Source organism: Pseudomonas asplenii (genome assembly GCF_900105475.1).
Taxonomy (GTDB): domain Bacteria; phylum Pseudomonadota; class Gammaproteobacteria; order Pseudomonadales; family Pseudomonadaceae; genus Aquipseudomonas; species Aquipseudomonas asplenii.
The window spans coordinates 2,004,305-2,017,579 of the sequence record NZ_LT629777.1; the positions used below are offsets into that span (position 1 = coordinate 2,004,305).

Annotated in this window: 10 protein-coding genes; 6 read left to right on the top strand and 4 right to left on the bottom strand. The window is 62.8% G+C overall.

Annotated elements, in window-relative coordinates; genetic code table 11:
- Positions 1–50: 50 nt before the first annotated feature.
- The 4 genes from BLU37_RS09080 (at position 51) to BLU37_RS09095 (ending at position 5,181) form a co-directional block, all read left to right on the top strand.
- Positions 51–1,331, top strand: coding sequence for an HlyD family secretion protein (locus BLU37_RS09080; protein ID WP_232000488.1), 1,281 nt, complete (start codon positions 51–53; stop codon positions 1,329–1,331).
- Positions 1,328–3,487, top strand: coding sequence for a peptidase domain-containing ABC transporter (locus tag BLU37_RS09085; protein WP_090204193.1), 2,160 nt, complete (start codon positions 1,328–1,330; stop codon positions 3,485–3,487). The genes BLU37_RS09080 and BLU37_RS09085 overlap by 4 nt, the downstream gene beginning before the upstream one ends.
- Positions 3,481–4,488, top strand: a complete 1,008-nt coding sequence (locus BLU37_RS09090) for a lysophospholipid acyltransferase family protein (RefSeq protein ID WP_090204196.1) — start codon at positions 3,481–3,483, stop codon at positions 4,486–4,488. Before BLU37_RS09085 ends, BLU37_RS09090 begins: the two co-directional genes overlap by 7 nt.
- A gap of 78 nt (positions 4,489–4,566) precedes the next feature.
- Entirely contained in the window at positions 4,567–5,181 is a 615-nt protein-coding gene (locus BLU37_RS09095; protein WP_232000489.1) for a hypothetical protein, read from the top strand.
- 29 nt (positions 5,182–5,210) lie between these two features.
- Here BLU37_RS09095 and BLU37_RS09100 read toward each other — a convergent pair whose 3' ends face one another.
- On the bottom strand, positions 5,211–6,584 hold the full coding sequence (locus tag BLU37_RS09100; protein WP_090204200.1) for a GTPase/DUF3482 domain-containing protein: 1,374 nt from the start codon (positions 6,582–6,584) through the stop codon (positions 5,211–5,213).
- Complete coding sequence (locus BLU37_RS09105) at positions 6,577–7,956, bottom strand: DUF2868 domain-containing protein (RefSeq protein WP_090204202.1); 1,380 nt, start codon at positions 7,954–7,956, stop codon at positions 6,577–6,579. The genes BLU37_RS09100 and BLU37_RS09105 overlap by 8 nt, the downstream gene beginning before the upstream one ends.
- Positions 7,957–8,039: 83 nt before the next feature.
- Here BLU37_RS09105 and BLU37_RS09110 point away from each other — a divergent pair, with 83 nt between their 5' ends.
- Entirely contained in the window at positions 8,040–8,552 is a 513-nt protein-coding gene (locus tag BLU37_RS09110; RefSeq protein ID WP_090210917.1) for a dihydrofolate reductase, read from the top strand.
- Between the two features lie 95 nt (positions 8,553–8,647).
- Here the strand turns inward: BLU37_RS09110 and BLU37_RS09115 are convergent, their stop codons facing one another.
- Entirely contained in the window at positions 8,648–10,039 is a 1,392-nt protein-coding gene (locus BLU37_RS09115) for an L-cystine transporter (protein ID WP_010444279.1), read from the bottom strand.
- Positions 10,040–10,282: 243 nt separating this feature from the next.
- Between BLU37_RS09115 and BLU37_RS09120 the strand changes: the two genes are divergently transcribed.
- Positions 10,283–11,338 carry an HAD family hydrolase gene (locus tag BLU37_RS09120; RefSeq protein WP_090204205.1) on the top strand — a complete coding sequence of 352 codons (1,056 nt, stop codon included), beginning with the start codon at positions 10,283–10,285 and terminating at the stop codon, positions 11,336–11,338.
- A 55-nt stretch (positions 11,339–11,393) separates the two neighbouring features.
- On the opposite strand, the gene ilvD is transcribed toward BLU37_RS09120, so the two are convergent.
- On the bottom strand, positions 11,394–13,241 hold the full coding sequence (ilvD, locus tag BLU37_RS09125; RefSeq protein ID WP_090204208.1) for a dihydroxy-acid dehydratase: 1,848 nt from the start codon (positions 13,239–13,241) through the stop codon (positions 11,394–11,396).
- Positions 13,242–13,275 lie beyond the last annotated feature (34 nt).

Below are 13,275 nucleotides of genomic sequence, written 5' to 3' on the forward strand. Positions count from 1 at the left end.
TCCGTCTGGCGCCTGATCGACGGCGAACTTTCCCCTGTACGGATTTGCTCATGCTCGAATGGGGAACGGTCACCCCGAGATCAGCGCTCCAGCCCTTGCTGTTGGGCGGGGTACTCGGCCTCTTTGTCGTGGCGGTGCTGGTGCTGTTGTCGACGGGAAGTTACGCCAGGAAGGAAGACGTCCCCGGACGGGTCATGACCCGCGATGTGGTCCGTATCGCCAGTGAAAAGGCGGCCCATGTCGACGAGATGCTGGTCGCTACCGGCGAGCCGGTCAAGCGTGGCCAGCCTTTGATCCGCCTGCACACGGTGAACCCGGAAAATATCGAGACTGACGGTGATCAGGCCCTCTCGCTCAGGAATATCGAGCGTTTGAACGAGCTGCTCGATGGCCTGGCGGCGCAGGAGAGCCAGGCCCGCTCCGCCCACACGGTCGAAAAAGACCTTCTACAACGCCAGTTGCAGCAACTGGATCAGGACCTGGCGCTCAACAGCAGGATCGGGCAATCGATCGAGCGTCGAGTTCGCGTTGCCCTGGAAGAAAGGCAGCGCCATGAACAATTGGCGGGTGAGGGCGCGGTTTCCGGTTCCGACCTGGACCGTGTGGTCGTCGTCCACCAATCCGCGTTGGAAGACCAGGCCGGCAACGAGTTGGCCAAGGTCAGTACGCAGCAGCGCCGCCTGGAGTTGCAGCAGCGCCTGAGCCAGGCGGAGCAGGACCAGGCGGCCCGCCTGGGGCAGTTTGGCCGCCAGCGCAACGAGTGGCTGGAGCGTCTGGAATCACTGGGCAAAAGCCAGGGTTATGTCCTGCTGTCTCCGGTGGACGGTATCGTCGATACGGTGGTGGTGTTTGCCGGTGGCAGGGTCGAGGGCGGCCAGCCGATCTTGCTGCTGCGTGTTGTCCAGCCTCGGCATCCGCCGCTTCGGGTTCTGCTGGACGTCGGCCCATCGGTCATTGGTTTCGCCACTCCCGGTACCGAGGTGACCTTGCGTTTCGATGCTTTTCCTTATGAGCGCCATGGGGTTGTCAAAGGTTCCGTCGTCCACAGTTCCGCCAGTACCTACACGGCGGCGATTCCCGGTGCGAGCAACGATGAGTCGCGCGAGGTGCCCACCTATCTGGTGGAGGTGGAACCCGATTTCAGCGCCGCTCACGTTCGTATTCGCCCGGACTGGCTCAAGGACGGCATGACCGTCCGGGGTTCCTTGAGGCTGGAGCGCCTGAGCCTGATGGAATGGTTGTTCCTGCCGGTGCTCAAGGGCATCAAGCGTAATCCAGGCGTGTGGCCGGCGGCCCGAGCGGAGCCTGTAAGGGTGGACGAACCGGCATGAGTCAGCTCAAGGCGGTACTGCGCGATGCCCTGGCACGCTCCGCACAGAGGCTGCGCAAGCGGGTGCCGGTGATCCTGCAGGACGAAATGTCCGAGTGTGGCCTGGCATCGATTGCCATGGTTGCCGGTTATCACGGCAAACACCTGAGATTGCGCCAATTGCGCCGCGACTACAGCGTGGCGCGCGATGGGATGTCGCTGTTCCAGATCATCAAGGTGTCCGACGAACTGGGGTTTACCTGTCGACCCTTGAAAACCTTGCTCGACGGGCTCAGGCAGTTGCGAACGCCATCGATCCTGTTCTGGAACAAGCGACATTTCGTGGTGCTGGAATCGGTGACCAGAACCGGCCTGCACGTGGTCGACCCGGCTGTGGGAAGGCGTTTCTATACCTGGGAAGAAGCCTTGCCGATGTTCAGTGGCGTGGCATTGGAAATGCTCCCGGGCCTGGCCTTTACCCTCCAGAGCGGTCCCCGGCCTTCGGCATCGCTGGGCTTTGCCAGCCTGCTGCGCAAGAACCCCTGGCTCTTGCGTTACCTGATCCCCATGGGGCTGCTGTCGGTGGTCGGCTACCTGGGCGGGATTGCCGCGCCGAAGTTGTTTTCCCTGACGATCGATGAAGTCGTCGCCAAGAACGACGAGGATTTCCTGTACCTGATCCTGTATGTCTTCGGCGGCATCTTTGTGTTCAAGACCATTGCCGCCTGGCTGCGGGCGCTGCTGGATGCGCAACTGCGGGTCGCGCTGACGCAGGATCTCTCGACCGGCGTCATTGCCCGCCTGTTACGGCTGCCGCTCGGTTACTTCGAGCGGCGTGCGCCGGGAGACATCCTGCGTCGCACCCAGGCGGCAGACAAGGTGTTCCTGCCGTTCACCTCGGGGTGGATGGACATCGGCATCGACAGCCTGTTCGGCCTGGTCTTCCTGATATTGATGGCACTGATCAATATCCAGTTGGCGGGGTTGTCCCTGGCGCTGTGCCTGCTGTTTTTTCTCTTCCGTGGTCTGACCTTGCCGGTGATGGAAAAGCGCCACAAGGCCTCGATCGAGGCCGAGACCCTGCGTAATGTCACGCTGCTGGGCGTGCTGGGGGGGATCGAGTCGATGAAACTCCATCACTACGAAGCGACGAAACTGGCGACCTGGAGCAACCGGCAGGCGGACACCGAAACGGCCCGCGCCGGGGTCCAGCGCATGCAGGCAATGAATCAGGTGATCCATGACGGCCTGGCCCATGGACACTCCCTGTTGGTCAGCGCGCTGGGGGCCCTCACTGTGTTGAACGGTGAGAACAGCGTCGGCGATCTGTTTGCCTTTGTGCTGTACAAGGACATGTTCATGGCGTGTGCCTTCAAGCTGGTGGAGGGCTACATGAACCTGCGACTGGTGCAGGTCGAGCTGGGTCGGCTGGATGACATCATCGACGAGCAGCCGGAGCCGTTCGAGTCCTGCGTCTACAGCAGCAGCCCGTTGGGGCAGCCCGATGCGATCCGTTCCATTCGCCTGCAGAACGCACGATTCTGCTACAGCTCGTTCGAGCGCCCGACCTTCGACAAGCTGGATTTCACCCTGGAGGACCAGGGGGCGAAGATCGCCATCCTGGGACCTTCCGGTTGTGGCAAGAGCACCTTTCTGAAGGTCCTGGCCGGCTTTTATCCTCTGGATGAGGGGCGGTTCCGGATCAACGGCCAGGCGATGCGGCATTTCGGTCTGCGCCGTTATCGCCAGGGTGTGGCTTATGTCATGGCTCAGGGTGAAATCGTCGACGGCAGCCTGGTGGACAATGTCGTGATGGATAATGAACTCGATGGCCCATGGTTGCAGGCGTGTGTCGAGCAGGTGGGGCTGCTCCCGTGCGTGCTGCAATTGGCCAATGGTTTCAACACGCAACTGGGGTCGACGGGTATTCAACTGTCGTCCGGGCAGCGGCAGCGTCTGTTGATCGCCCGGGCTCTGTATCGGCGCCCTCAGTTGCTGCTGCTCGACGAGCCGACGGCGCATCTGGACCTGGCATCACGCGATGTGGTGATTGAAATGATTCGTCATCTGCCCTTGTCCTGCGTGGTGGTCACCCATGACCGGGAGGTGGCGCACGCCTGCACGACGGTGCTGCAGATGTGCGAAGGGCGCCTGGTACCGTTGGCGCAAGCATGCTGACCCGCGGTTTGAGTGGCCCGGTGAGGCGCTGGTTGTTCTGGGCGATGGTCAAGGCCCGGCTGCGCCGATACGGCTTGCTCGTCCTGGCCTGGTGCTTTCGGGTCAATGCGCTTCACGTTCTGCTGACGCTGCTGCCTGCGATGCTGATGAAATTGCCCCGGCGTTTGCGAGGGGTGGACTACCGTCGCAGCTGCCAGAATCTGCAGCTCTTCGATCTGGATGCCGATCGTTGTCGAGTCCTGGCCTGCCAGCACAGCGCGATCCAGTTTCAGCGTGGGCTTTACCAGCATCTCTACCGAAGCCATGAACCGGAGCACCTGCGGGCCTGGATCCGGTCGATCCGCTGGAGCGACCCTGGCGATCACTGGCAACGCGGCGCCAGGCGTTCGACGATCATCGCTTTGCCGCATTGCGGCGAGTACTGGATGGCCGTCGCCTGCGTCGTCGAGCGAACGAGCGCGCCGACACGGTTCATCATTCCGATCTGGAACTTCAAGGATCCGTTTACCCATGGATCGCTCAAGAACCTTGAAGGTCTCGGGCACGTGGTCGAGGTTCTGGACAGCAATGATCCGAGGAGCGCGCTGGCGATTGCCCGGGGCGTGAAACGGGGTGATCAGGTGATCATTTTCTGCGATCTGCCGGTAAGTCTTGATGGTATTCAGTTTGGTGAGCCGATGAGTGGCCGCTTCTTCGGGCGCGATGCCCAGTTTGTCAAAGGTCCGCTGTTCCTGGCCGCGAAGCTGGGCTGTGATCTCTTGCTGGTGGGGCATCGAGTCTGCCTGGGACAGGTGGGAGAGCTACGGGTTATCGAGCGGGTTTTCCGCGGTCCCATCGAGCAGATGCGGGCGCATTGGCTCAAGGCGCTGGAGGGTTTCATTCTCGAAGCCCCGCAAGACTGGTTGTACCTGCCGAGGATGGAGGCTTTTCATCATCGGCAATGGTCATCGAGCGAGAGGCGGCAAGCAGGTCGATCCGCTTCTGGCGTCCGCCCGGATTGAGCCGCGCCGGATTGCGAGAGGGCGTAGGGCGACGGCTCTCAGAGTCTGCCGGGGTTTCCCACGAGGCGCCGGGAGTTGTTGACTGGAGCACTCGCCTGCGATGGCTTTAGCCTGAAGCGACATTCACCGAAAGGAGTCGTCATGCGTTACCTGAAAGCCATTGCCCAGGATCTGGGGCAAACCGGACAGGCCAATACCGTCCTGCTCAAGTTCTACAACGATATGCTCTGCCTGCCGGAACAACAGGTGGGTATTGCCGTGGCCGTCGATCATACGGGAGATGCCCTTGTTGATTTCGCGATGGCCGGCGACATTGACCTGGACGGCCGGTTTTCCCTGCGGGACCAGCATCTGTTGCGGGCATTCACGGATGTTTTCCTGCAACTGAACTGGTTCAACCAGGGTGGGAATGAACAGCGTTATCTCAAGATGCTGGCCGAAAATTATCACCACGATGGCTCGCCGAATGTCGTCAAGCTGGAGTTCCATGAGGATTGCACGGCTTCGGGGCCGCAGACGCTGGTTTACCGGGCTGCCGGGTATGACGGGGATAACGACGGCATTTTTGAATCCTTTACCAACAGTGACGTCGATGGCAACGGCATTGCCGATACAGCCGACAAGGAACTGATCCGGAGGCTGATCAAGAGCTTTCTGGCGTTTGACGCCTGGAGCACCAGACTCCGTTCTTGAGGACGCCCGCTATCTGATGATCTTCTTTTTCAGCTTTCATCAAGCTTTTGCAGAAGCTTTTCCAGCTGTTCCTGGCGTTCGGTCTGGCTTAGTTTCGGCTGTGGGTTGAGCGACGACCATTGCGGATGCGCTCTGGCCTTGTCCAGGGCTTGCGGCAGCTTGCCCTCGCGCCAGGACTTGTCCACAGGCGTTGCAACGGTAATGCTGTCCAGCGCCGCATGACCGCGCGCCTCCAAGGCTAGCAGCAGTTGCCGTTGGCGTAGTGCCAGCAGGCGTAGCACTCTGTCGTCGACGGTCAGTTCGCGTTTGCCCTTGAGCTTGCCGAGCAGGCGGCCGCCGTAGCCGCGTGCGGTCTGCAGGGCGCCGCCAGCGATGGCACCGGCCAGGGCGGCGGCGCCCAGGGTCAGGCCGCCGACCAGCAGATCGACGCCAGCCCCCGCCGCCGCTCCGGCGGCAATTCCACCGCCGACCTTCACCCCCAACTGCTTGAGGGTTTCCGGGTTGAACAGATCGTCGCCCCAGCGGCCGTCGAGCAGTGGCAGATCGCTGGCTGCCGCGTCATTGGTACGAAATGCATAGAGTGTGAGCAGGGCCTCGACGCAACGTTGCTCGCGCTGGCGCACCGCCTGGCGCAGCTCGGCGATGGCACTGGTTTCGGCTGCCGCATCACCGGCCACCTGGCGTCGGCAGGCGGCGCAGTCGATCAAGAGCTCGGCGATCAGCCGTTGGGCGCTTTGCCGACGGGCCAGGCGTTGTGCTTCCAGATCGCGGACCAGTCGTTCCAACTGTGCTCGCGAACCTTCGAGCAGCAGTGCCAGGCTTTCATAGAGACGGCGTTCGCCGTCTTCCGGCGGCGCGACGCTGTCGAAGCGCACCAGGGCATGCAGCCCCAGGCGGGCCAGGGCTTCGCGCCAGTCGGGCTCGCGCTGGGCGGCGCTGCTGACGAAATTGAGCACCGGCAGCAGCGGTTTGCCGCAACTGGCGAGCACCGACAGTTCGTCGCGGTATTTGGCTAGCACCGGTTCGCGGGCATCGATCACATACAGCCCGGCATCCGAGGCCAAGAGCTGGCGCAGTACCTTGGCTTCCTGCTCGAAACGCTGGCGGGCTTCGCTGCCATCAAGGAAGCGACTGACCCGGGCCGGGCCATCGAGGCGTTCGCCGGGCCGGTCAAGACGTTCGAGGTAGTCGAGCAGGGCGATGGCATCTTCCAGGCCGGGCGTGTCGTACAGCTCCAGCAGCGGCTCGCCGTCGACTGACAACCGCGCCCCTTCGACATGGCGGGTGGTGCTGGGGCGGTGGGAGACTTCGCCAAAGCCGACGTCCCGGGTCAGGGTACGCAGCAGCGAGGTCTTGCCAACATTGGTGTGGCCGACCACGGCCAGTTTCAATGGTTTAGTCATGGCCGGTCTCCAGCCAGGTCAGCGGTGCGCTGTCGGCGAATGGCAGTTCCAATTGTTGCAGGGCGTTGTGCCAGTCGCCGAGACGGTCAGCGTCCAGCGCCTGGCCGGGTGGCGCCTGCAGCAGCCAGACACGGGTGGCGGCGGCGCTGCGGGCCAACTCGGCGATCAGCGCGAGGCTGCCACGGTCTGGCGAGCGCCGTGGGTCGCAGGCGATCGCCAGGCGGGCCGGTGGGAAGCGGCTCAGTTGTTCGAGCAGTTTCTGCCGTGACTCACGGCTGTCGAGAATCCCGGCGTCGCGGACATCTCTGGGCAGTGCTGGCGACCAGGGACGCTGGTCGTCCAGTTCGATGGCGACCAGCAAGGCGCCGGCGCTGTCCTGACGGGTCACTCCGGCTTCGGCGTTGGGCAACTGCGCGGGTGCGGCATCGCTGATGCCCAGGCGTTCGCTGCTGGGCATCAGGCGCTCGCGCAGTTGGGCATATCCGGGCAGGTTCGGCTCCAGTGTCAGTTCGCGAACACCGACACGCCAGCGCCACAGGCACAGCAGCGCCAGTAGCAGGCGGGGCAGCACACCGTATACGACCAGCACTCCGACCAGCCAACCGGCCCAGGCCTGGCGGGCATTTTCCAGATCGACGCTGGCGTTGCCGCTGGCGCGGATCATCGCTTCGCTGGGCACGCTGAAGCCCAGCAGAGCCGGCAGGGCGCCGAGGCCTTGGGTCAGGCCGACGAAAGTGTCGCCGCCGAGAATGGTGGTTTCCCAGACGAAGCCGTAGCGCCGGGTGGCGAGCAACGTCAATAGCACCACCAGTGCGCAGGCCAGGGCCAGCAGCCACAGACCGTGGACGACGAGGCCGATGGCCCAGCGGTTCAGGCGCTGACGTTGCAGCAGGAGCACCAGCGCCGGTACCAGTTGGGCCGCCTGGGCATCACGGGCGAGTTTTTCGCTGAGCCACAACCACAGCCGTCCGAGACTGGCACTGTGGTCGCCAGCGAAGAACAGGCCCAGGGCCCAGCTTGCCAACAGCAGCAGGTTCAGCCCGAGCAGGCTGCCCAGCGCCCAGAACACATTGACCGGCAATGGGCCGTTGCCCAGCGCGGCGAACGCCAGGCCGGCGCCGCTGAGGACCGTCAACATGGCGAGCAACAACAAGGCCAGTCGTGCGCCCTGCAGCCAGTGGCGCAGGGCGGCGAGCTGACCATCGCGTTCGGCCAGCCAGAGTGCGCGATTCTGGATGCGGGTCGCCAGGTCGCCACCGGCGGCGCGGGCGCGACGATTGGCTTCGAGATCCTCCAGGGAACCGGCCTGTTCTTCGCGCAGGCGCACGGTCTCGGTCAGCCAGAGGCGTTGCAGGGGAGTCGGTTCAGTCACGCGCCGTCCTGTTTCCGGGGAGAGTCAGAAGCATAACCCCTGCGGCTAGTGCCTGCACCCGGGTGTCGGGTATCCTCGGCGGCATGAAAACCAAACTCCCCCTCAGCCTGATCGCGGCCCTCGCGGAAAACCGCGTGATCGGTGTCGACAATCGCATGCCCTGGCATTTGCCGGCGGATTTCAAATATTTCAAGGCCACTACTCTGGGCAAGCCGATCATCATGGGCCGCAAGACCTGGGATTCCCTTGGTCGACCATTGCCGGGCCGCCTGAACCTGGTGGTGAGCCGTCAGGCCGGGTTGCAACTGGACGGTGCCGAGGTGTTTTCATCATTGGACGCCGCGCTGGTGCGGGCCGAGGAATGGGCGTTGGAGCAGGGCGTCGATGAGCTGATGCTGATCGGCGGGGCGCAGTTGTATGCCCAGGGGCTGGAGCAGGCCGACCGTCTGTATCTGACTCGGGTCGGTCTGAGTCTGGAAGGCGACGCCTGGTTCCCGGAATTCGACCTGAGCGTGTGGCAGCGGGTTTCCGACGAGCCGCATCCGGCGGAAGGCGACAAGCCGGCGTTCAGTTTCGAGGTCTGGGAAAGAACCTGACGGGGCGGCTGAACGCCGGTGCCGGCTTTGCGGCTGCTTGGCAGCCGAGAGCGGCGGTGCGGCGTCCCGACAACCCCGCTCACCACAACAGCTGATCAGGCCTGCGCCAGCTCCGTATGCTCATCGGCATCCAGCAGACGCTTGTCGGTCTGTTGCATCACCTGGCTTGTGATGGTCCCGGCGGTTATCGAACCGCTCACGTTCAGCGCGGTACGGCCCATGTCGATCAGCGGTTCCACCGAGATCAACAGCGCCACCAGTGATACCGGCAGGCCCATCGCCGGCAGCACGATCAGCGCGGCGAAGGTTGCACCGCCACCCACGCCGGCCACACCCGCCGAACTCAGGGTGACAATGGCCACCAGCGTCGCGATCCACAGCGGGTCCAGCGGGTTGATCCCCACGGTCGGCGCAACCATCACCGCCAGCATCGCCGGATACAGGCCAGCGCAACCATTCTGGCCAATCGTCGCCCCGAACGAAGCGGCGAAACTGGCAATCGACTGGGGAATACCCAGGCGCCGGGTCTGCGCCTCGATGCTCAGCGGGATGCTCGCGGCACTGGAACGGCTGGTGAAGGCAAAGGTCAGCACCGGCCAGATCTTGCGGAAGAACCGCAGCGGATTGATTCCGGCCAGCGATACCAGCAGCCCGTGGACCACGAACATCAGCCCCAGGCCGATATAGGACACCACCACGAAACTGCCGAGCTTGATGATGTCCTGCAGGTTGGAACCGGCCACCACCTTGGTCATCAGCGCCAACACACCGTAGGGCGTCAGCTTCATCACCACGCGCACCAGGCGCATCACCCAGGCTTGCAGGGTGTCGATGGCATTGACCACCTTCTGGCCTTTTTCCGCGTCGTCCTTGAGCAACTGCAGGGCGGCGACGCCCAGGAAGGCGGCGAAGATCACCACGCTGATGATCGAGGTCGGTTTGGCCCGGGCCAGATCGGCGAAAGGATTCTGTGGGATGAACGACAGCAGCAGTTGCGGCACGTTGAGGTCGGCGACCTTGCCCGCGTAGTCGGTCTGGATGGTCTGCAGGCGAGCCATTTCCTGGCTGCCGGCCACCAGGCCTTCGGCGGTCAGGCCGAACAGGTTGGTCAGGACGATGCCGATCAGCGCGGCGATGGCGGTGGTGAACAGCAGCGTACCAATGGTCAGGAAGCTGATCTTGCCCAGGGACGAGGCGTTATGCAGACGGGCCACGGCGCTGAGAATCGAGGCGAAGACCAGCGGGATCACGATCATTTGCAGCAACTGCACATAACCATTGCCCACCAGGTCGAACCAGGCGATAGAGGCCTTGAGCACCGGGTTGCCGTCGCCGTAGACGGTATGCAGGCCGAGGCCGAACGCCACACCCAGGGCCAGGGCGAACAGCACCTTGCGGGCCAGGCTCCAGGAGGTATGGCGGGTTTGCGCCAGGCCCAGCAACAGGGCGAGGAACACCAGCAGATTGAGGATCAGCGGCAGGTTCATGAAAACTCCGAAAACAATGGATGCCAATCACTCTGGGTCAGTGACTGTGAACAGATCAGACTAACAGCTTGATATATATAGATTTAATATCTAAATGGAATGTCGGGTGTCGTTTTTGGAATAAGCCGTTGGCGCTGGAACGTATGCCGGTGGCGGGATCAGGACGCGGGCGGTCGTCCTCGGATGAGAACTGTCACATGGATTTGTTAGCGTCGATGCCTTTCAGCCAGGAAGATATCGTCCATGAAATTCGTCCCGAAACTCCTCGCCGTCGCACTCTGCCTGGGCCTTGCCGGACAGGCTTGCGCCACCGAACTCAAGCACTGGCCCGAAGCCCAGGCCAAGCAACTGGAGGCGATGATCGCCGCCAACGCCAACAAGGGTAATTTCGCGGTGTTCGACATGGACAACACCAGCTATCGCTATGACCTGGAGGAGTCGCTGCTGCCCTACCTGGAGAACAAGGGGCTGATCACCCGCGATACCCTGGACTCTTCGCTGAAGCTGATCCCGTTCAAGGACACTGCCGACCACAAGGAAAGCCTGTTCAGCTACTACTACCGCCTCTGCGAAATCGACGACATGGTCTGCTACCCCTGGGTGGCCCAGGTGTTCTCCGGTTTCACCCTCAAGGAACTCAAGGGTTACGTCGACGAGATGATGGCTTCGGGCAAGCCGGTGCCGAGCACCTATTACGATGGCGACGTGGTGAAGAACATCGAGGTACAGCCGCCGAAGGTCTTCACCGGCCAGGCTGAGCTGTACAACAAGTTGATGGAAAACGGCATCGAGGTCTATGTGGTGACCGCCGCTTCGGAAGAGCTGGTGCGCATGGTCGCGGCGGATCCGAAGTACGGCTATAACGTCAAGCCGCAGAACGTGATCGGTGTGACAACGCTGCTCAAGGACCGCAAGACCGGTGAACTGACCACCGCGCGCAAGCAGATCAGCGCCGGCAAATATGAAGAGAAGGCCAACCTCGGCCTGGAACTGACCCCGTACCTGTGGACTCCGGCGACTTGGATGGCCGGCAAGCAGGCGGCCATCCTGACCTATATCGACCAGTGGAAGAAACCGGTACTGGTGGGCGGCGACACCCCTTCGAGCGATGGCTACATGCTGTTCCACAGCGTCGACGTGGCCAAGGGCGGCGTGCACCTGTGGGTCAACCGCAAGGACAAGTACATGACCCAGCTCAACGGCATGATGAAGACTTACGCCGAGGCTCAGGCCAAGGAAGGCTTGCCGGTGACGGCGGACAAGAACTGGGTGATCGTCAAGCCTGAAGATATCCAGTAATCCAGCAGGCAATAAAAAGCCCGGCATTGACCGGGCTTTTCATTGGGCGGGTGGTTTATGGCACCAGCTTGTCCAGCATCGCCTTGTCGCGGACCGCGCCCTTGTCGGCGCTGGTGGCGAGCAATGCGTAGGCCTTCAACGCGGTAGTCACCTTGCGTGGACGGGTTTCCACCGGTTTCCAGCCTTTCTTGTCCTGTTCGGCACGGCGGCTGGCCATTTCCTCGTCGCTGATCAACAGGTTGATCGAACGGTTCGGAATGTCGATCAGTACCTTGTCGCCATCCTGCACCAGGCCGATCGCGCCGCCAGCAGCCGCTTCCGGAGACGCATGGCCGATGGACAGGCCCGAGGTACCGCCAGAGAAACGACCATCGGTCAGCAGGGCACAGGCTTTGCCCAGGCCCTTGGACTTCAGGTAGGAGGTCGGGTAGAGCATTTCCTGCATGCCCGGGCCGCCTTTCGGACCTTCGTAACGGATGATCACGATGTCGCCGGCCTTCACTTCGTCGGCGAGGATGCCGCGTACGGCGCTGTCCTGGCTTTCGAAGATCTTCGCGTTGCCTTCGAACACATGGATCGACTCGTCGACCCCGGCGGTTTTCACCACGCAACCGTCGAGGGCGATGTTGCCGTACAGCACGGCCAGGCCGCCTTCTTTCGAATAGGCATGCTCGACACTGCGGATACAACCGTTTTCACGGTCGTCGTCCAGGGTTTCCCAGCGGGTCGACTGACTGAACGCGGTCTGGGTCGGGATACCGGCCGGGCCGGCCTTGAAGAAGGTGTGCACCGCTTCGTCGTCGGTCTGGGTGATGTCCCACTTGGCGATGCCGTCGGCCAGGGTCTTGCTGTGCACGGTCGGCAGGTCGGTGTGCAACAGGCCGCCACGGGCCAGTTCGCCGAGGATGCTGAAGATCCCGCCGGCGCGGTGCACGTCTTCCATGTGGTACTTCTGGATGTTCGGCGCAACCTTGCACAGTTGCGGCACGTGACGGGACAGCCGGTCGATATCGCGCAGGTCGAAATCGATCTCGGCTTCCTGGGCAGCCGCCAGCAGGTGCAGGATGGTATTGGTGGAACCACCCATGGCGATGTCCAGCGTCATGGCGTTTTCGAACGCCTTGAAGTTGGCGATGTTGCGCGGCAGGACCGAGTCATCGTTGTCGCCGTAGTGACGCTGGCACAGCTCGACGATGGTCCGGCCGGCCTGCAGGAACAGCTGCTCGCGGTCGGCGTGGGTCGCCAGGGTCGAACCGTTGCCCGGCAGGGCCAGGCCGAGGGCTTCGGTCAGGCAGTTCATCGAGTTGGCGGTGAACATGCCGGAGCACGAACCGCAGGTCGGGCAGGCGTTGCGCTCGTACTCGGCAACCTTCTCGTCGGAAGCGCTGGAGTCGGCGGCGATGACCATGGCGTCCACCAGGTCCAGGCCGTGGGAGGCCAGTTTGGTCTTGCCGGCTTCCATCGGACCGCCGGACACGAAGATCACCGGGATGTTCAGGCGCAGGGCGGCCATCAGCATGCCAGGGGTGATCTTGTCGCAATTGGAGATGCAGACGATGGCGTCGGCGCAGTGGGCGTTGACCATGTACTCGACGGAGTCGGCGATGATCTCGCGGCTCGGCAGCGAATAGAGCATGCCGTCGTGACCCATGGCGATGCCGTCATCCACGGCGATGGTGTTGAATTCCTTGGCGACGCCACCGGCGCGTTCGATCTCGCGGGCGACCAGTTGGCCCATGTCCTTGAGGTGGACGTGGCCAGGTACGAACTGGGTGAAGGAGTTGGCGACGGCGATGATCGGTTTCTTGAAGTCGGCGTCTTTCATCCCCGTGGCGCGCCACAAGGCACGGGCACCGGCCATGTTGCGGCCGTGGGTGGATGTTTTCGAGCGGTAATCAGGCATGGAGCACTCCGGGCGGCTAATCAGGTAACAAGTG

Excerpts from the sequence above, each read along its gene's own strand:
- BLU37_RS09080 (WP_232000488.1), top strand. The coding sequence starts at position 51 with ATGCTCGAATGGGGAACGGTCACCCCGAGATCAGCGCTCCAGCCCTTG.
- BLU37_RS09085 (WP_090204193.1), top strand. The coding sequence starts at position 1,328 with ATGAGTCAGCTCAAGGCGGTACTGCGCGATGCCCTGGCACGCTCCGCA.
- BLU37_RS09090 (WP_090204196.1), top strand. The coding sequence starts at position 3,481 with ATGCTGACCCGCGGTTTGAGTGGCCCGGTGAGGCGCTGGTTGTTCTGG.
- BLU37_RS09100 (WP_090204200.1), bottom strand. The coding sequence starts at position 6,584 with ATGACTAAACCATTGAAACTGGCCGTGGTCGGCCACACCAATGTTGGC.
- BLU37_RS09110 (WP_090210917.1), top strand. The coding sequence starts at position 8,040 with ATGAAAACCAAACTCCCCCTCAGCCTGATCGCGGCCCTCGCGGAAAAC.
- BLU37_RS09115 (WP_010444279.1), bottom strand. The coding sequence starts at position 10,039 with ATGAACCTGCCGCTGATCCTCAATCTGCTGGTGTTCCTCGCCCTGTTG.
- BLU37_RS09120 (WP_090204205.1), top strand. The coding sequence starts at position 10,283 with ATGAAATTCGTCCCGAAACTCCTCGCCGTCGCACTCTGCCTGGGCCTT.
- ilvD (WP_090204208.1), bottom strand. The coding sequence starts at position 13,241 with ATGCCTGATTACCGCTCGAAAACATCCACCCACGGCCGCAACATGGCC.